The 18,999-nt window shown below is 43.0% G+C and carries 13 protein-coding genes and 1 pseudogene; 5 read left to right on the forward strand and 9 right to left on the reverse strand.

Features of this window, described 5'->3' with window-relative positions:
* The 8 genes from QUA58_RS20005 to QUA58_RS20040 form a co-directional block, all read right to left on the reverse strand.
* The coding region (locus QUA58_RS20005) for a DUF3854 domain-containing protein (RefSeq protein ID WP_333395495.1) at positions 1–2,529 on the reverse strand (2,529 nt) is incomplete at its 3' end.
* Positions 2,530–2,794: 265 nt separating this feature from the next.
* On the reverse strand, positions 2,795–3,319 hold the full coding sequence (locus QUA58_RS20010; protein ID WP_333395497.1) for a hypothetical protein: 525 nt from the start codon (positions 3,317–3,319) through the stop codon (positions 2,795–2,797).
* 510 nt (positions 3,320–3,829) lie between these two features.
* A complete protein-coding gene (locus tag QUA58_RS20015) occupies positions 3,830–4,531 on the reverse strand; it encodes a site-specific integrase (protein ID WP_333395498.1) in 702 nt (233 codons plus the stop codon).
* Positions 4,532–4,968: 437 nt separating this feature from the next.
* Complete coding sequence (locus tag QUA58_RS20020; protein ID WP_333395500.1) at positions 4,969–5,268, reverse strand: hypothetical protein; 300 nt, start codon at positions 5,266–5,268, stop codon at positions 4,969–4,971.
* Positions 5,269–5,443: 175 nt separating this feature from the next.
* A complete protein-coding gene (locus tag QUA58_RS20025; RefSeq protein WP_333395501.1) occupies positions 5,444–5,665 on the reverse strand; it encodes a helix-turn-helix domain-containing protein in 222 nt (73 codons plus the stop codon).
* Positions 5,666–5,865: 200 nt separating this feature from the next.
* A complete protein-coding gene (locus tag QUA58_RS20030) occupies positions 5,866–5,991 on the reverse strand; it encodes a DUF6760 family protein (protein WP_332957685.1) in 126 nt (41 codons plus the stop codon).
* A gap of 5 nt (positions 5,992–5,996) precedes the next feature.
* Positions 5,997–6,389, reverse strand: coding sequence for a phage tail assembly protein (locus tag QUA58_RS20035; RefSeq protein ID WP_333395503.1), 393 nt, complete (start codon positions 6,387–6,389; stop codon positions 5,997–5,999).
* A 24-nt stretch (positions 6,390–6,413) separates the two neighbouring features.
* Entirely contained in the window at positions 6,414–8,276 is a 1,863-nt protein-coding gene (locus QUA58_RS20040; protein ID WP_333395505.1) for a tetratricopeptide repeat protein, read from the reverse strand.
* Positions 8,277–8,605: 329 nt separating this feature from the next.
* Here QUA58_RS20040 and QUA58_RS20045 point away from each other — a divergent pair.
* The 5 genes and pseudogenes from QUA58_RS20045 to QUA58_RS20065 all read left to right on the forward strand — a co-directional run bounded on the left by QUA58_RS20045 (position 8,606) and on the right by QUA58_RS20065 (position 17,484).
* Positions 8,606–9,748 (forward strand): annotated as a pseudogene (locus QUA58_RS20045) (pentapeptide repeat-containing protein).
* A gap of 65 nt (positions 9,749–9,813) precedes the next feature.
* A complete protein-coding gene (locus tag QUA58_RS20050) occupies positions 9,814–11,037 on the forward strand; it encodes a DUF4159 domain-containing protein (RefSeq protein WP_333395507.1) in 1,224 nt (407 codons plus the stop codon).
* A 128-nt stretch (positions 11,038–11,165) separates the two neighbouring features.
* Positions 11,166–13,499: a hypothetical protein gene (locus QUA58_RS20055; RefSeq protein ID WP_333395509.1), complete on the forward strand. Its 2,334-nt coding sequence runs from the start codon at positions 11,166–11,168 to the stop codon at positions 13,497–13,499.
* The gene (locus tag QUA58_RS20060) at positions 13,483–16,680 is read left to right on the forward strand and encodes a hypothetical protein (RefSeq protein WP_333395510.1); all 3,198 of its coding nucleotides are present in this window, start codon (positions 13,483–13,485) and stop codon (positions 16,678–16,680) included. The genes QUA58_RS20055 and QUA58_RS20060 overlap by 17 nt, the downstream gene beginning before the upstream one ends.
* A 96-nt stretch (positions 16,681–16,776) precedes the next feature.
* Positions 16,777–17,484, forward strand: a complete 708-nt coding sequence (locus tag QUA58_RS20065; protein ID WP_333395512.1) for a Uma2 family endonuclease — start codon at positions 16,777–16,779, stop codon at positions 17,482–17,484.
* A gap of 313 nt (positions 17,485–17,797) precedes the next feature.
* Here the strand turns inward: QUA58_RS20065 and QUA58_RS20070 are convergent.
* On the reverse strand, positions 17,798–18,999 hold a 1,202-nt coding region (locus QUA58_RS20070; protein ID WP_333395514.1), incomplete at its 5' end, for a DUF4157 domain-containing protein.

An 18,999-nucleotide genomic window follows, 5' to 3' on the forward strand; every position in this document is an offset into this window, starting at 1 on the left:
TTGACTTTCCTCAGTCAACCCAGAAGAAGACTCTAACTTTTCACAAAAGTGATGACTTGTGATTTGACTTTCCTCAGTCAACCCAGAAGAAGACTCTAACTTTTCACAAAAGTGATGACTTGTGATTTGACTTTCCTCAGCCAACGAAGAAGAAAACTCTAACTTTTCACAAAAGTGATGACTTGTGATTTGACTTTCCTCAGTCAACGGAGAAGAAGACTCTAACTTTTCACAAGAACTTTGAGCTTCTAAACCCTGTAAATAGCTGTAATTCCCGTCTGATAAGGATTCAGAATCCCGTTTTAACCCCGTATCAACCACGTTTAGCTCTGTGTTGCACCCCGTATCAGTGGGGAAATTCTGGGGAATAAGCGCTGAAAGTGAATCGGAATGAGTGGGTGATGTTTCCCCTTCAGTGCGGAACCTCAATCCTTCAAACCAACTGCGACCGCCGGAGCGTCTCCACTTGACGGAGCTAAGCTCCAGATAATCGTTGCAGAGTTCCGAGAGCATCTTGGGATACTTGATATGAGAAACTGCCTTGAGATTGGAGTCGCACCAATTTTTATAGTGTTCGTAGATTTTGCCAGTCGGCGTCGAAGCAGTCGGGTCTACAATCAAACAATCGTCGAAGTGAGCCGCGACACTGTTGGTTTGCACCTTCATATCCCATTCTTGGAGTTTGAATTCTGCAATCTGATTTTTGCCCACTCCTTGAATGCGCTCGCTGACGGTGCTATCAGAAAGATTGAGGGCTACAGCAATAAGCTGAGAGATTTCTGCATCCATCGCCGCTTCAATCCTCGAATTTCGCAGCACCGCTGGTAAGGGATTATCGAAATGAACCAAGCACAAGCGGCGGTCTAACCCAGTAGTATCGCCTACAAAAATCGGGTTGTTGCTTCCAACAATTAACAAGCCGTAGAAGAAAGCATCAGAAGCCGGCTTGTACACTTCCCGGTAACTAACGGCATCGCCACCAGTCATGGATAATATCGCATCCACACCCGAAGCAGTGCGCTCGTCAGGACAGGCTACCAATTGCTTGTCGATGATGCTAGCCATTGTTGAGCCGTCATCCATATTCTTCAGCTTGCATCCTTTCCAATTCTCTCGTCCTACTATTTTTTGAAGCAGCCTGATAAATGTCCCCTTACCGCTGCCCGGTTTCCCGATTAAGTGAACGAACATCTGCAAGTCAAAAAATCGGAACTTAAGCAATCCGTTGATGACTGCCAACAGTTTGAGGATTTTCTGGCGGTCGCCCTGCATTGCCGTATTCATCCATCGGTAGGTGTTCGGGCAATTGTTGCGGAGGATGTCAATCGCCGAGGCGTCAGTTCCCGTCAACGGCTTGTACGAGTAAGGTAAGTAGGAAGTAAAGCCCGTACCCGGAGAGTGTTTGAGGATTCCGCCCGTCAGGCTGTCCCATACCGAATCGTCGAAAGCGATGTAGCGCTTCCTATCCCAGATATCCCAATGCTTAACTCGTAAGTCGTCAGTGAGCAGGCTCAGCACGTCTGTGATGTAGCTAGAACCTTTGTACTCAATATTTCTCGCGTCGATGGTGGTTTTGACTAGGGTTCTAAAATTCCCGTCGTCGGTACGTTCCCAGTGCTTGCCCGTCCAAATCCGCCAAGTTTTGGTTTCGTTGTCGAATTTCCAACTCTCCCCATAATCTTCCGCTAACTGGCGGGCAAGTTTTCTCGGTGTGGGTGGCTTTGATGCTGTGAAGTTTTGACCCTCGTCGTCAAGATTGCTCTCCCATTCCTGAAAGCTGATTGACTTCATAAGCATCCGCCTGAACTCTTCTATTCCTTTTCTCTGGATAAAATCATCCATACCTTTAGTTTCTCCTTCAGTGCCTGGTTCCCATTCTCCAGTAATGCTGCGAACGGGTACACCAAACTTAAGCAACTGGCGGCCGAGTTTCCGCTGTTCCCAAATGACGCTGGGATTGGTGGCTGCATCTGCATCAAAGGCAATGATGAACCCAAAACCGGCACGAGCGTAGTGTTCGAGTATGGCAACGAGAAAGCGTTGACCTTGCAAGTCGTTTTTCTTGGCAGTCAGTCCCATGCTGATGCCCATCAAGGCAATTGTAGGTAAACCGTGGCTGCATCCCGCGATGGCTTTCCAGATTCCTTCAGTTAGTAGGATGTAGGGCTGACCGTTAATGTGGTAGCAATGCTCTGCAAGCTTTTCAGTATTCCAATAGTCCTTATTGGTTGGATGCTGGGGGAGAAAAGCGTCATATTCCCCTAACGGGGTGCGGTACTTGGGTGCCTTTTTATCTTCTCTTGACTTCCACGGCTTGTCTGGCCTGAACTGAAATTGTGTGCCTGCACCAATAAAGAAGATGCCACCAGACTTGGCGGTATAACCCAAGTAAACTGATGCCTCGTCAGCAGATACGGTTCGGCAGTTGGCGTAACTCCAGTCGTTGAGCAGTCCCCTGCTCTCAATGTGGCTCTTGTGTTTGGGGCAAAGGTTCGCGGTAGTTGAGAATTGATTTGTAACAACGTTCATAGATGCCTCTCTCGCTACTCATAGCGCTGCGTGCTGGTTTTTTCTGAAGAAAACCCGCGCTTAGTAGAAGAGACGGCTCTGCTGTAACTACCGTTGATTGGCATTTGGTGCAAATGTGGCAGTTATGGCAGATTTTAGACTATGATGAATTTAAACTTTTTAATTTTTTGTTTGTCTGCCGTCTCTTCTAAAGACTGCGGACTCTTTTTTTGGTCGGGTCTAATCGATGGGGGCGGTCGCTTGTTGACAACAGCCTTTTCAAATTTTATACGCGGATGTATTGCTTAGACTCCTGACTGGCAAGAAATTGTTGATAAGCTTCTTTATCGCCGCCAAAGGAATCCACAGAAACCTGGCTAACAATCTCATAAGTCATTGCTTCAGCTTCCTCTGGTGCCAAAGGCTGGCGCTCGCAGTAAGCAATCTGTACGTCCCGAAACTCTGGCATATCCCCTTCAACCTCTGATAGGTCGGCTTCGTACCGAAATACTCTGACCACTACCCAGTCCGAGGGAGTGACAAGGTAAGCTTTCCAAGGGCTGCCCTCTTTTTTAACGTGGTAATACCATTTTTCTAAAGATCCGATAGAGATCGAGGAGGACAAGACATTGTAATTTATCCACTTTCCCTGTTTTCTAAAGTCTGTCATAACTTTAAAAAAATGGTATAAGTGAGCCGTTCTCCAACTTTGACCTTGCGCTTCAGCAGGGGGCGCGAATCGTGAGAAAGCTGTAACAGTCGAGTCAACTGTTTCCCAATAACAAGCTCTTTGCTTTCGATAGGAACCCATTTTTCTTGCTCTTTGACCAGGTAGAGGCTAAGAGTAGACTTGCTTGCCAGCGGGTCGTAAAGTTCGAGTTCTTCAGTTTGTATTCTGTTTCAACATGGTAATCATGATGACTTAATTCTATGCAGTCTTCAGGGTTTTTCACCCTGAAAACTTTTTGGTAGTCTCACCAGAGGCAGTGGCATCACCCCGATACCATCCCGAGCTCGCTTGTTAAACGCCCATCTGGCGAAGATATTTGGCCCTTCACTGCCGAGCGAAAATACCTCAATGCCGCTCGACAATATACAAACAAAAGCTCCTCTGATGTAGGAGCCTTTGTTTTAGGTTTTAAAGAACTTGGACGGGCTAGTCAATTGTTCTACTCTCGGTTTGAGATGATGCGGTAAACCAATCGTGCGGAAAGCGGCACTCCTTGCCTCTGGAACAGTATGAGAGCTGTTAAACGGATGGTAGAGCATCTCATACCCAGCAGATTCTGCTGGAGCATCCGTTTTTCTTGCAGTCAGCCGATCACCAGTCGGGAATTTCTTGGGCCGCGGAGTCTGCTAGGCCTTGTGACAGTTGGTGAGAGGGCAACGGATTTTGTGGGGTTGGGGAAGCTATATCAGGATATGGAAGTTTCCTGACGTAGGAAAGGGTAGAGAGTGCGGAGACGGCTCCCCTTACTTGGTCGGGCCGCACTTCTAAGTATTTCTGCAATTGTTCTAAGTTGCGGTGTCCGCTGATTTCTTGAATAATCCGCAACGGAATCCCAGCGTTGCTCATCTGAGTCAGGGCCGATCTTCTGAGGCTGTGAGTGGAAGCGCCGATGATGCCGACTTTTTCGCAGGCTTCTTGGAATAGGTGAGAGGCGGCTTCCGGGTTCGCGTGTTTCCAGCGGTGGTTGAGGTGGCGGCTGGGGAATAGGTAGGGGTGTGAGGGATGCTCGTAGGTTTCTAATAGCAGCCTCAACTCTTGAATGATCGGGATAGTACGGGTGCCGAGCTTGCCTTTGGTGTTGCCTTTACGGATAATCATTTCGGAGCGGATGGCACCCGCTGGGGTGAAAACATCGATGACTTTCAAGCTGCACGCTTCGGCAATGCGGCAAGCTGTGTACAAACAAACTCCAAAGAGGGCGCGATCTCGGTCGCTCTGCAAACCTTCGTTGAACAAAAGCTCGATTTCCTCTTGCGTGAATATCTTAGCTTGCCCGTGACCTTCTATCTTCATGCTTGGTGTATACCGACCCGACACCTGAGAATTTGCCGCAAATACTGCATTACTGCATCCGTCGGGGGTATTTCTTAATGCGGCGGTTCAGAAGTCGGCAAGTTTTGGCAGGGCGAGATCATTCCGGTTTATTGATATGTTTGGTTAATGATACAAGCACTTACAGCGGATTGCAGGTTCATAAAGTACAGTAGCAGCAGCTTGTAAACCAGTTTTTGAAGTGCTTAGTATTGACTCCTTCAAGCGCATACGCCAAGTATTACGTCAACACGGAGTGGTAGTAGTTGGCGAGAAATGACGTAAAAAAGCTTTTAGTTGTGACCACCATAATTCGATTGGATTAAAGTCAGGATTCGGGAGGTGATAAATTCAGTACACTGCCACCCGCTGCTTGAATCAATGGTTCGAGCACCGCCAACTTATGAGCTGGTAGATTATCAATTGACTTCGACTGCACCCTCCCATAAGTTGGGCACTAAAAAGTGTTCCACAAAAACTTTAAACGCCTTACTATCCATCGACCCATCTAGCGTCATTATTCCTACTACTTTTTTAAAACTTACTGCTCCGACAACTGTAATTTCTCCAACCCGATAAAATAGTTTTAAATTGTAGACTCTACTACCATATCTTGAACGAGCGTGGGTTCGTGTTAACCCCAATAAAACGCCCATTTTATCCAAAAAAACGAGGTTGTTAGGGTCGATATTTTTCACTTTTTCCCAATATTCACACATATAAATTTGCACTCTCTCAGTGGCAGACTTACTGCTGCGTATGGTCTTTTTTTCGCGTCAAATTTTGTTTTTGTATTTCACGACACATCATGACATCATGCTAGGGCTGATAGCTTTCTTGTAGCTCATAAGCCAATATTCACAATATTCTGACAACGTGCTATCCGGATATTCTTCACCATCTGGTCAATTCAGTTGTGCGCGAGTGTAACACACTTTTCAGGCTTCCACCCTGTTGTTTGGGTTGAACATGACCAGTCGTTTGTTTTTGTTTTAAAATTTTTTGAACAAACCCTTTACTCACATCAAATCTGGCGGCTACTTTCCTAATTGATGTATCACCTTGTTGATATATTTTAACTATTTCCTCACGAAACTCAATCGAATAAGGTTTCATTGTTTTCCCTTCTGATGGTTGAGCCTCCTAGTTTGTCGCCAGCGACCGTTGCCGTTCTTGAGTGGAGCGACAATCGCGCTCATCAGGTCTGTTTAGTCTAAACTCCAGTTAAGTCGAACTACCTCAAAAAAGAGCTTTTGGGGGCGATCAACTGCTATGAGCGATCGCAATATCTCAAATGGGTTCTATCAGGCTCCCGTTCAAGCCTTTGGGTTCAATAAACCGATTTGCCTTACCCAAAGCCGGCGATTAGTATGTTCTAAATTCAAAATGTCTTCTAAAGACCAGTGGAAATGAAATGCGATGCAGGCTACCTCCTCATACACTTGGTCTAGGGGGTAGCGAAGGACTCCCCCGATAGTTCAAGCTCCACATTAAAGTCGTTACTGCATTTGGGACATTTAACAGGAAGAGATGCAATACCCTGTTGATTAATTCGGTTATAAAACTCTCTTAGATAGGCAAGATCGTAGGTAAAAAGATTCTCTAACAAATCAGGCGTGACTTCAACTAAATCGCCCAAATTGGTAATTACGAGGGAAAGCATCACTAAAAATCCATAAGCTGGATTATCTTGAACTAAACGGTTTTTTTGAACATAAATTTCATCTTTGGCAGTGGCAAGGCGCATAAATCCTTGGGAGTGAACTTTTTCCTGGTCATCTACTAAGCCTCTAGGGAGGCTAAATTTAAATTCTGTTTGCAGTGAGTTTTTATTAGGCATAAGCGGGGTTCCTAACAGATTGGATCAAATTGGGAGCTTGAATTTTTCTAATAACAAATCTCGTTGTTGCTGAGCTAGCTCGTAATTGGGATTAATGTTTAAAGCGGCTTCAAAGGCTTCGAGAGCTTCTTGATATCGCCCCACTCCTTCTAAGGCTAAACCTTTACCAGTCAAAACATAAAAGTTGTTGGGGCTGATGCTGCTAGCTTTTTCGTAGGCATATAATGCTCGATTATACTGTTTTAAAGTTACCAATACTACAGCTAGATTGTACCATGCTTCAAAGGATTTAGGGTTAAGTTCAATGCTAAGGCTTGCGGACTTTAGGGCGTTTTGGTAATCGCTCAAGTGCCATAATGCTACGCTTTTGTTTGCTAAAACATCAGCGCAGTAGTTTTGTGCTGATTCCAAAACTTTTTCGTATTCTTTCAATAGCCATATTCCTAAATTTTTTCGGTTATACAAAATTTTATTACAGGTTAAATTAGCTTGAAAATTAATCTCGCTGTCAAAGGCTTTTTCGTAAGCTTGGATTGCCAAACTATTTTGTCTTAACGTACTGAATATTCTGCCAGTGTTGAACCAGGCTTGAGTGTAGTTAGGATTAATTTCCACTGATTTTTGCAGGGCAACCAGGGCGTCTTGATACTTTTGTAAATGCCACAAACTGACGCCTTTGTTGTTCCAAGCTTCTGCCATGTTTGCATTAATATCAATAGCTCGTTCAGCGGAATTCAGCGCTTCTTGGTATTGCCCCAGCCCGAGCGACGCACTGCTATGTTGATTCCACGCATAAGCGGGATTTTTATCTCCCCAATTGCCATCTCCATTCATTGCACTATTGCAGGCTGTTAGTGCTTCTTTGTACTTAGCTAATCGATTGAGTGTGGCGCAGCGATTGACTTGAGCGAAAGCTGATTTAGGATTGATTTGAATGGCTTTGTTATAAGAAGTCAGTGCTTTTTCATTCTGCCCCAATTTTTCTAATAGAATTCCTTGGTTCGCCCAGACAGTAGCATCGTTAGGATTAATCGCTAAAGCTTTTTCGTAAGATGCGATCGCGTCTAATATTTTTCCTGCCCTTTGTTGCGCTATAGCGAGGTTGGTAAAAGCTGGCGCTGGTAGCGCATCTATCGCGCGAGCGCAAGCCGCGAGTGCTTCTTCCTGTCTCCCTAAATCGGATAAAGTGCCGCAGCGCTCAACTTGGGCAATCGCATCATCTGGATCAATACTTAAAGCTCGCTCGAACGAGATCAGGGCCGTTTCATTTTGCCCTAAATTTCTTTGCGCTAAACCTCTATTATACCAGGCAATCGCCGGTGTTCCATTGCCCCAATTTCCATTTACTCGCAATGCTTTTTCCTGGGAGGCTATCGCTTCATCATACTTACCCAAGTGATATAATGCTTCGCCACGACGAGTCCAAGCCTGAGAATTTTTGGCGTCAAACCGCAGTAAAAAATCATAGGAATTTACCGCTTCGGTGTATCGTTTTAACTGTAAGAGGGCATTGCTGCGACTAGACCAAATCTGACGGTTTTTGCTTTTTGGTTTGAGGGTGAGTGCTTGTTCGCAAGCTGCAAGTGCTTCCGCATAGTTCTGTTCGCTTTCTAAGACCTGACACTGGGCAACCCAGAAGTTAAAATCTTTTAAGCCAAAGTTGTCTGATCGTGCTTGAGATAGCAGTCTATCGCTGAAGTGAGCGGGATTATCCCCCATTGCTAATGATTGAAGTTCAGCCGAAAGACTTTGTTTCTGTAGTGGCAGCATTAATGCTGCCACTACAGAAATAAACCTGCATGAGGTACGACTGTCAAGGCCTGTACTTATTCGATTCTTAACAGCGAGAGCTAGAAATCGCAGCAGTTCGGGAGATATCTTAAACATATAATATCCCAGCCAAATGCAGAAACTGAGAAAATTTTTTCAAGCGCCGTTAAACTAAGTTATAGCAGATTTTAAATTTTTTATATAAAGTAATACATTTTTTAACAATGACAGGACTTACGCAAAAAGTAGCTTGATACACTACTTATAGCGGTAAGGTGCACAATGTTTACAATACATATAGAGTGTATGCGTCCATAGCTGAATGAATTTTACTAATGCTAGCTGAAATGATGAGAAGCAAAATTTTGACCCACTGGTTAACGGCGATTGCTGGGCTGTACCTGTTGGGAGTAGGGACAGAAGCCCGATCGCAAGATACCTCAGCGGTGCAACGGTTGCGGGAAACTAGAAACTGTGCGGGATGTAACCTCAGCAACGCCAACCTGGCAAACATCTACCTGCACCAAGCCAATCTGAGAAACGCCAATCTGAGAAACGCCAACTTGAGTAATGCTGACTTAAGTGGTGCTTATCTGAGAAATGCCAACCTGAGCAATGCTAACCTGCGTGGTGCAAACCTCAGGGGTACTAATTTACGAAACGCCGATCTTAGAGGAACAAATTTTAGAGATGCTAAACTTAACGACGAAACAGAAATTGATAGCAAGTGGCGTATTGTCTGGGAAATTGCGAATCAATCCATCAGCGGTCGAGCTCTGCGGGGAGCCGATTTAGAAGGTGCGAACTTGAGCAACCTAAATCTCAGTCAAATTAACCTAGAAAATGCCAATTTAATAGGTACTAACCTCAGCGGCAACAACTTGCAGAATATTAACTTAAGTAATGCCAACTTATTGCCAGCAGACTTGTTTATTGCCGAGCTTACAAATGCCAATCTCACTAATGCTAATCTCACTAAAACTAACCTCAGTCAAGCCAACCTCAGCAAAACCAACCTTAGTCAAGCCAATCTCCATCAAGCTAACCTCAATAGCCCTAACTTGCGCGACGCCAATCTGAGTAATACAAACCTAATTTTTGCCAATTTTAGAGAAGGGGACTTGACTGAAACTAACTTGAATGGAGCCCACTTAAATAGCGCCAGCTCATTTAATGTAAACCTTAAAGATATTTACTTGAGCAGCACTAATTTACTGGGTACTAACCTCAGAAGCGTAAATTTTTTAAAAGTTAGCATCAGAAAAAATAAGCTGACCCGAAGCAATTTTGATGACTTGAAGTTGAGCGGTGCTTGTTTAATGGGCGCTGATTTAAACGCAATTAATTTGCAACAAGCCATCTTAATAACAGCCAAACTTAGAGAAGTAAATTTAAGAAATGCTAATCTGATTAATGCTGATTTAAGCGGTGTCAACTTAAGCGGGGTCGACTAGAGTAATGCAGACTTAAGAGGCGCTAATTTAAGTAATGCCAATTTAAAAGGAGCAACTTTAAGTGGAACTAACTTAAGCACTAATACTAATTTTTGTGGTACAATCATGCCGGATGGGAGTCAAAAGCGTTGCTAATTGGTGATTGGTTACTCAAGAGCGTTTATCCAGCCTCCAATCCAAAATCTAAAATCTAAAATTGTATGACTCATCAATCTTTTCCGCTACCGCCGATCGCTCCTTTTGAACGCCTTCATATTTATGACGGTTTGATGATGAATAGGCAACGGTGGCTGTTGGCGCACGATTACCACCGCCGCCGCCAAAACGTTCACTATCAATCGCTCAATCAGCCGGGAATTGTTTGTGGATTGGGAGTAAGATTAATTGCTCCACCTTCTGAAATTGCAGCAAAATTTCGCGATCGACGTTGGTTAGAAATTCAACCAGGAATTGCGATTGATGTAGAAGGAAATCCGATAGTTGTTGACGAAGCTATTGACCGAACATATCGAATTAAAACCGAAGCACCTGTAACTGCAACTTTGACAGTTTACTTGGTAGTTAGTTATGTAGAACCTGACAATCCAGAACAACAGCAAAAGACGGAATCGTTACGAGAATGGTTGCGATTTGACGAAAAAATTCAGCCTCCAACTGCCAAAGAAATAGAATTGTGTAGAATTAAATTGCAACCCGGTATAGTTAAACTAGAAAACCCCACGGATGTTTTATTCCCCTCATTTAATCAGTTAGATTTACGCTACCGCATCCAAGCCCAAGCCAGACCTCAAGCAGTAATAAAAGTGGCTCATATGAAACAAAAAGAGACAGATGACGTGTACAATACTGCTCGGCTAAGTTTGAGTGAGCGCTACCGAGAAAATCTTTCTTTTTTACTCCAATCTGTTGTGGCACTTTACCCGCATTTGCAAGCAGAAACAGAAATCGGACAAGCTAGCTTGCAAACGCCACAATCCGTCGCTCCTTATGATTTGGTTTATCTCGCCGATTGGCAAATAGTTGAACTAGATGAAGCAGAAATTGACACGCTAAAGACTTATTTAAAAACGGGCGGTATTATTTTAATTGATTCCCCAACTAATAACGAATTTCTAGTCGAGAGTATCAACAACATCATTACCCAGGAGCTAGAAAGTAATTGGCAATCTTGGCAAGAATTGAGTCGCAATCATCCGCTGAAAACCCAACCTTTTTTGTTTGCTACTCTACCAAATATTAATCAATCGCCCATGCAAATTTGGCAAGGAGGTGGAATTATTTTAGTCACCGGCACTTTGTCAAATGCTTGGGGATTAGATGACGAATTACTAAATCGGAATGACATCCGTACCGCTCAAGAGTTAGGAATTAACATCCTGCATTTTGCCCTACGTCGGCGTCAGATTATACAGTTGATACAATAGACATTTATTAATGATGCACTTAGGGAGGGCGGGTTTATTTATCTCTTGAGCTAGTTTCAAATATTTTGGGGTTATCCCGCCCGTACAGCGCAAAAAAAACTTGCACTAGCGAAGATACTGAACCGGGTATGATTATCAATTATATGGGAGAGCAAAAAGTGCCAAATCTTGTTAAAGCTATTGTTTCCAAACGGGAAATCCGATTAATCCCAGATCTCGTCATTGAATCTGGTGATCGAACTGCTAATGGTGAAAATGAATTCGAGGTAACTGTCGTCAACGAAAGCAACAAGTTTGCCAGCTTTTACATCGAACTACTAGCAATTGGGGCCGATGCAGAATCCAATGTTAAATGGTACAACCTAGAACCCGAAGTTTCTACTAAAAAACCCCCAGGCGATCGCACCACTTTTCACGTTATTATCACCAAACCGCCAATCCCCGTTTATGATGCAACTATTGAACTAACTTTAAGAGTATTTTCGGTCGAGTTTCCCAATTTATATACCAGTCAAAAAATCAATTTAATTGTTGAAAAAGCACGTAAACCTTTAAGGCTATATCTACCGATTAAAGACTTTAAACTTTTGCCTGGGGAAAAAATAGAAATTCCAGCGATAGTTTATAATCTCAGCCAAAAAGCTACGGAGGTACAACTAAAAATATCTGGCTTAAAGCCCGAATGGATAACTCAAGGAACCCAACAAACATTGCAAATAGATGCGGGAGACTACCAACAAACAAGTTTCTGGTGTCAGGCTGAAGAAAATACTCGAACACTCAGCCGAAAATATGATTTCGCGATTGAGGCAAAATCGAACACTAGCAACCGTAGCCCCCACGAAAAAGCAGTTTTAGAACTTTTACCACAAGGAAATGTAGAGTTTATTTGCAAAAATAAACTGCAAAAAATTCCGGTTATAAAAATAAAAGGTGCTAAAAAACAATCTAAAGTTGCCACTTACGAATTGGAATTTGCTAACAACAGCAATTTACCCCAACAAATCAACCTACAAATTTCCGCCCAAGATGTACAGCAATGCGGTTTAAAGATACCTGAACCAATAGAACTTGCTCCCGGTGAAGCCAAAACGATGTATTTAGTGGCGAAAAAGCGACGACCTTGGTGGTGGTTAAAACGACGACTCTTATTTGAAGTATCGCCAATTTTAACTAATCCTAATACGGCCCAAACTGAGCCACAAATTCGTTCAAATCCTAGCAGCCAAGTTTTAGAACTGCAAATTTTACCGATTATTCCATTTTGGCTGCAACTATTGGGGGTACTTTTACTGCTGTTGCTACTTTGGTTGTTGTGGTATCTAAATCCCCAGGATTATCATAAAGGTCCTGTCAATTCCGTCCGTTTAATTGGCAATAGCAGCTTAGTTGTTAGCGCTTCCAGCGACCAAACTATTCGACTTTGGCAAGTAAATCGAAGTTCTTGGTCACTAGATATGCGCCGTCTTAAATATGAAGGTTTTATTGCCGAAAAAATTGAAAAATCAGTGCGCGTTATTCACCAAAGTCCCCGAGAAGATTATATTATTGCATCGGGATTAGAAAGTGGTGATATTAAACTTTGGAATGTATTATTAAAGACCGAGCCACGGTCTATTTATCAGGGAACAGACCGCGTTTTTGCTCTAGCTTTTAGCAAAGATTCTGGTTATTTATTCAGCGGTCACGGAAGTGGACTTGTGCGTAAGTGGAATCTAGACTTCCCAAATATTAAACCTCAAATTGCTAATAGTCGCTTTACTATTTATGCGCTGGCTATCAGCGAAAGTCTGGAAAAACGACCTAATGTCCTAGCTGCGATCGCCGGACGGTACAATAAATTATCCTTGTGGGACTGGTTTAACCGCCGAATTTACGAACTCGAATATTCCTCGCCAGATTGGCAAGAAGATAAAAAGGTTTCTCCGATCGCGGGTCAAAATCAATATATCAATAGTTTAGCGCTCGCCGACAGTCAAAATTTATTAGCTTCCTCTGATAACCAAGGATATATTAGTTTATGGGACATGGATGAAATTCGCCAGTGTATTAATAATACTTCCGCTGCGATCGCAGAAAGCAGCGATCTCAGCCTCTCCAAAACTGATGGTTGGGGAAATTTAGTTATTCCCTTAGATTGCGACAATGCTATTATTGATCGGTGGCATCAAGGTCAGGATAACCAACCCGTTCGATCTGCTGCTTTAAGCCAAAATGGTTGCTACCTAGTCAGTGGAGGAGATGATGGACGAGTGGTACTTTGGCCTTTAGAGAACCGCAAGCGATCGCCTCAATACCAAGACGGAAAAATTATCGCCGAATTTCCGGGCGTTAGAATCAACAGTGTTGACATTAAAGCATTAGATGATAACTTGTTTATCTCAACCGGCGATGATAAAAATAGAGTCAAATTATATCGTGTTAATGGGAGTGACGAAAATAACAATGCAAACTGTCAATAACCCTCTATTCATCGAAGACATTTTTTCTCTAGAAGCGAATCAAGTTACCAGAGGATTTACCGCTAAACGCGACATAACTGTCAAAAATTTGGGCGAAAAAAATGCAGATATTGATATTTGGATTGCCGTGGGAGATGCTAAATCCGAACCTTTGCTAAGTTGGTGTACTTTCAGTAAACCAAATCCGCTAAGATTAGAGTCCAAAGGTGAGTGCGAAGTCACTTTATCGTTTGAAGTTCCAGCGCAAGCAAACGTCGGTTTATACAAGTATGACATTTTGATCGAGGCTTCCTCTCAATACCCAGACAAACTCTTTCGTCGTCCTCAGCAACTACGGGTATTGCGTCCTGAACGCGATGGAGAATGGGAGACGGAACCAGGATTTACCGTGCAGCCATTAACCAATTCAACTAACCCTTACCTTCTCCCTTTCGGAGAAAAGTTAGAAGTCAAAGTTACGGTAGAAAATTGCTCTAGAAGAGTCGATCGCTTTTATTTAATTTGTCCCGAATTAACCAACGATTGGTATAGCGTTCGCTATCCCGAGAATAAGATTGAAACGCCTGGCTTAGTGCAAGAAACCGATGGGTTACAACTTAACCCAGGGAACACAGGTGAAATTACTCTAATTTTGCATCCACCCCAATCTACTACTGCTGGCAATTACTTTCCTACTATCCGTTTAATCTCCAGCAACCGAGAAGATTTAGTTTTGCTGGATGTGGTGTATTTGCAACTTCTTGTCGATGAAACATTGGATGTCGAACTGCATCCGCTTTTGCTTAGAATACCGACGCAGGAGGGAAAATTTGAAGTAAAGTTAATCAACCAAGGTAATATTACTCGCGAAATTGCGATCGCCGCCAGCGACCGCGATCGGGTTTTTAGCTATACCCCCGAATTTCCTGCTGTACTCCTACCACCAAAATCTACCAGCAATATCCCGTTTAAACTACAACCTCGAAAGTGGTGGCGGCGTCCTCTCTGGGGAAAAGCACTAGAATTTAATTTTGACATCCAACTTGAAAATAACCGTGTTTTATTCCTCCCTGAAACTCCCAAACCTTCAGCACTTCCCAAAGAGTTACCCCAAGGAAGTTTAATTTGGGAACCGCGTCCTTGGTGGCAAGTTTTGCTACCTCTTTTACTATTGCTATTGCTGTTATTAGGATTGATTTCAGTTGGTGCATTTCTCTTTTGGCAGAAAGCTTTTATTCAACCCAAGATCGACCGACTAGAAGGAGTCACAAAAGTTTATCAAGAATTAGCAGCCAAACCAGTTAATTTAAATTTAACCCTAACTAACTGGCGTAGTTGGGAGTTTAAAAACCGGAAATTTCAGAATAGCACCAAACTCTCTATGGTAAAAATTATTCCCCAAAGTCGCGAAGGAAATGGTAAAATTATGAGTTACGGCTATAACGAATTATTGCAATTTTGCCAGCAGAGTGACAATCAACTTAACTGCAAAAATTTACCGACAGAAACCAAACAAGCAGGCCAGTATACCTTCAAAGTCGAAGTTTATCCCCAAGGTCAAAATAAACCTTCCGATACTAAAGAAACCGATACCATTACAATTGAACCAATCGACCAGCCAAAAATTTTTCAATTTTTATCTAGCAAGCTAGTTTATCTAGAAACTCTCGGGGATCAAGTGCTTCTAAATTGGATAGTTAGCAACCCCCAACAAATACAAAAATTAATTATAACTCAGGAAAAAAATAACAGTTCGCGTGTAAAGAAGACATTCTTTTACTGCAATCCTCAAAACTCGAATTCTCAAGGAATGCAAGCGAAGCCTAACAAGATAGAAAAAATTAAAGGTCGAGAATTTTTAGTTTGTCAAGGCGTAGCTACAAAACTTACTCAACCTGGAGATTATACTTTCAAACTCGAAGTATTTTCCAAGCAAAATCTTACGCAACCTTCAGATACAAAACAAACCGATACCGTTACTATTCAATCTTCGCCTATCCCAAAATTTATTGACAAAGTTTTACCTAACAAACTTAACTATGAATATAAAGAACCAGTGTTTTTAAACTGGCGTCTCAGTTACCCAAGCCAAATCAAAGAACTGAGAATTATTCAACAAGGAAGTGATGGCTTAGCAATTCAAAATACTTTGCCGTTAAATCAGTGTAGAATTCAATCCTCAGGTCCTTTAATTACTCAGCCGAATAGTCCTGTACAAACTGGACTTGCGAATAACTTAGATATGGTTATATGTGAAAATATCCGCGTTATACCTACCACAGCAGGAAACTATACTTACAAATTAGAAGTGTTTTCCATGCAAAATCCTAATCAACCTTCTGATACTCAAGAAACGGATAGCATTACAGTTAACCCCTTACCAATACCGAACATTACCGAAATTTTATCGACTAAACCCTTTTATGAAGTTGCTAAAAATGAAGAAATATTACTAAGTTTTAAAATTAGCGATGCCAATCAAATTAGAGAATTAAGGCTGGCAAGCCTAGCTCCTGATGGTTCGCTTAACAGTAAATTAAAAATTTATAATATTAATAATATCTTGCCGCTAGAATTAAGAAAATTTTGTGCTTTAACAACTATTTTAATTTGCCAAAATCTGCCGACTGGTGCAAAAGAAGCGGGTGATTACACGTTTAAACTGAGCGTAATTCCTAAGCAAGGTGAGGGAGCTACAGAGATTACTAAAAATACGCCACTTGTTAAAATTAAACCAATACCGCCGAAACCAGCTACCCCCGTTAAAATTATTTATTTTCGAGTCAACGGTCGGGATGTTACTGAAAAGGCTAAATACATTTATGAAATTAATAAAGACAGAAAACCAGTTGATATTATTGCCTCTTGGAAAGTAGAAGATGGGGAAGATATTAAAGTTGAATTGCTGCCGTTTGGAGATGTCCAAAAACCCGAAGGTTCCAAAACTTATACGCTCAGTAAACCTCCCAGCAGCGTCACGATTACGCTGAGAGTAACCAATAAAGCTGGCGAACAAAAAACGCAATCAGTGGTGATCGATACTGTTGAACCCAGGGGCTTAACTCAACCCCAAACATTTACACCCGGAGGTACTGCGCCTGGAGGTACTGCGCCTGGAGGTACTGCACCTGGAGGTGCTTCGCCATCACCTTCTAGTCCAGAGAGACTGTCGCCAATTGAATTGCCACCTAAACCGGATTGATGTTTGTGTAGGGTGCCGCGCCGATCGACTCGAAGTTCGATTCACAATAATCGCTACGCTAGAATTAGGAATACCTGCTCTTTTTCTCTGATTACCATGTCTGTTGCCCAAGACTTAGAAATCTCGGAAGATGTCCTGGAAGATGTTATATTTCCGACCGGGGACTTACTAAGTGACGAGCCACCCTTGGAAACCGAACTGCATCTGCGGCAAATAATGCTGCTGCTTCAATGTCTGGAATCGTGGTGGCGAAACCGCAATGACTTTTATGCCTGCGGAAATCTCACCATCTACTACAGTCCCCGCCAACGGAAATCAGAGAAATTTCGGGGGCCAGACTTTTTTGTAGTTTTAGGAACCGATCGCAAACCGCGTAAAAGTTGGGTTGTTTGGGAGGAAGATGGCAAATATCCTAATGTGATTGTAGAGATTCTTTCACCCAAAACTGCCAATACAGACCGGGGTTTAAAAAAACAAATTTACCAGGATAATTTTCGGACACCGGATTATTTTTGGTTTGACCCGTATAGCCTTGAATTTAAAGGATTCCAGTTGGTAGGTGGTCGTTATCAGGAACTTGTAGCGAACGAGAATGGCAGGCTGTGGAGTCAGCAATTAGAGTTATATTTGGGCATTCACGAATCAAAACTGCGCTTATTTACCCCTGAAGGGCAGTTGATACCAACTCCTGAAGAAGCCGTACAGCAAGAACGTCAGCAAAAGGAGCAAGCTCAGCAAGAGTTGGCAGAAATGGAGACGTTATTGGCTCGCTATCGCGATCGTTTTGGGGAATTGCCGGAGTGATAGACATCTTGCAAAAGTCTGCTTTAAACTAAAGTTCAGCCTTTGGGCTAAAAACCGTTAACACCGGTTGAATAATGTTTGCCAGTTGAACTCACGTTTCATTACAATCCGGTGAGCCACGGGTTATTGATGGCACCGAAGGATTGGATCTATTCGAGTTTTCATCACTATCTGCGGGATGAAGAGTAGGCGTGCTTATGGGGGCGCGGATGGTGAGATTGAGTTTGAGGATAGGATTGGGAATGAGTGACGAGGATGTTGGGTTTCATGCTTCAACCCAACCTACGAGCCAGCGATCGCACTTAAACGTAATTTACAGTATTGTACATGTACCAAATCTATTTTTTGGCCCGGACCGAGGGGCACAATTGAGATTTGCAAAATCAAAGCGATCCTCACTATAGATTGTATACTTATTTGTCCTACTTCTCACCGCGTCTTTCGTGTAATAATAAGTCGTTCCCTCCACTGTCAACGTGTCGTCCCTACCTTCCTGGACTTTTTGGGATGGCTTTAATTCCATTTGCCCAAAAAGCACATCTATTTTTTGTCCATCCCATTCCGCCCAGACATGGTTCTCAAATAGCCAATGTTTGCCGCTATCAACATTGCCTGTCTTGCTCTCTTGGTCTATAATTTTTCCGCCTCCATTGATGAATAGTGGTTCACGTTGCTCATTTCTTGTCATTTTTATTCCATATTTTCCGGCGATATCTATGAACTGTGACACGAGGGTTGAACAATCACCCTCATGTTTCCACCCTCCCTTGGACTCTCCTGTGTAGGTAAAGTCCGGCCTAGCATAAAAGTTGCTCAGCAATTTCTTGACGATTTCCTCCTTTGCATCCTTATCAATATCAATATCTTTAAGTAAGTGGGCAAAATCGGTAGGAACCTCAGATGTTTCTACAGTTTGCTTCTTCTTCCCATTGATGTCTCCAGCCGGTACCGACTGGATGTCGTCTTCATGAGTTTGCTTCTTCCCCTTGATATCTCCAGCCGGTACCGACTGGATGTCGTCTTCATCAGTGTTCTGTTTTCCTCCTGTACGCTGGATCAATGGATCTCGCTGCACCGCCCCACCATTCTGCTGCACCACATGAGTCAACTCATGGGCTGTCAACTCATCCTTACCCGGTGACTTTCCCCCACCATAGTAAATATCGCTACCATGCGTAAAAGCTTGTGCACCCAAATCCCGGTTCATTTGCACTGCTGCACTGTCCGTATGTACGCGGACTGAGCTAAAATCGGCACCAAAGCGGGGTTCCATATGCGATCGCACCTCATCCGATAAAGCGCTACCACCCCCCTTAGTTCCACTCAGTTGACTTTCTAAATTGCTGCCAGCCTGGGACTTTCCCTCTGTTGCAGGTTTAGTTTGCACTTCCTCTTCTTTTTCCTCTGGAACCATTTCCCGTTGAATGCTATTTGCCAGAGGTTTAGTTTGCACTTCCTCTTCTTTTTCCTCTGGAACCATTTCCCGTTGAATGCTATTTGCCAGAGGTTTAGTTT

The organism is Microcoleus sp. N9_A1 (assembly GCF_036701795.1).
In the GTDB taxonomy this organism is placed as follows: domain Bacteria; phylum Cyanobacteriota; class Cyanobacteriia; order Cyanobacteriales; family Microcoleaceae; genus Microcoleus.

Excerpts from the sequence above, each read along its gene's own strand:
- QUA58_RS20010 (WP_333395497.1), bottom strand. The coding sequence starts at position 3,319 with ATGGGTTCCTATCGAAAGCAAAGAGCTTGTTATTGGGAAACAGTTGAC.
- QUA58_RS20015 (WP_333395498.1), bottom strand. The coding sequence starts at position 4,531 with ATGAAGATAGAAGGTCACGGGCAAGCTAAGATATTCACGCAAGAGGAA.
- QUA58_RS20020 (WP_333395500.1), bottom strand. The coding sequence starts at position 5,268 with ATGTGTGAATATTGGGAAAAAGTGAAAAATATCGACCCTAACAACCTC.
- QUA58_RS20025 (WP_333395501.1), bottom strand. The coding sequence starts at position 5,665 with ATGAAACCTTATTCGATTGAGTTTCGTGAGGAAATAGTTAAAATATAT.
- QUA58_RS20035 (WP_333395503.1), bottom strand. The coding sequence starts at position 6,389 with ATGCCTAATAAAAACTCACTGCAAACAGAATTTAAATTTAGCCTCCCT.
- QUA58_RS20040 (WP_333395505.1), bottom strand. The coding sequence starts at position 8,276 with ATGTTTAAGATATCTCCCGAACTGCTGCGATTTCTAGCTCTCGCTGTT.
- QUA58_RS20050 (WP_333395507.1), top strand. The coding sequence starts at position 9,814 with ATGACTCATCAATCTTTTCCGCTACCGCCGATCGCTCCTTTTGAACGC.
- QUA58_RS20055 (WP_333395509.1), top strand. The coding sequence starts at position 11,166 with ATGATTATCAATTATATGGGAGAGCAAAAAGTGCCAAATCTTGTTAAA.
- QUA58_RS20060 (WP_333395510.1), top strand. The coding sequence starts at position 13,483 with ATGCAAACTGTCAATAACCCTCTATTCATCGAAGACATTTTTTCTCTA.
- QUA58_RS20065 (WP_333395512.1), top strand. The coding sequence starts at position 16,777 with ATGTCTGTTGCCCAAGACTTAGAAATCTCGGAAGATGTCCTGGAAGAT.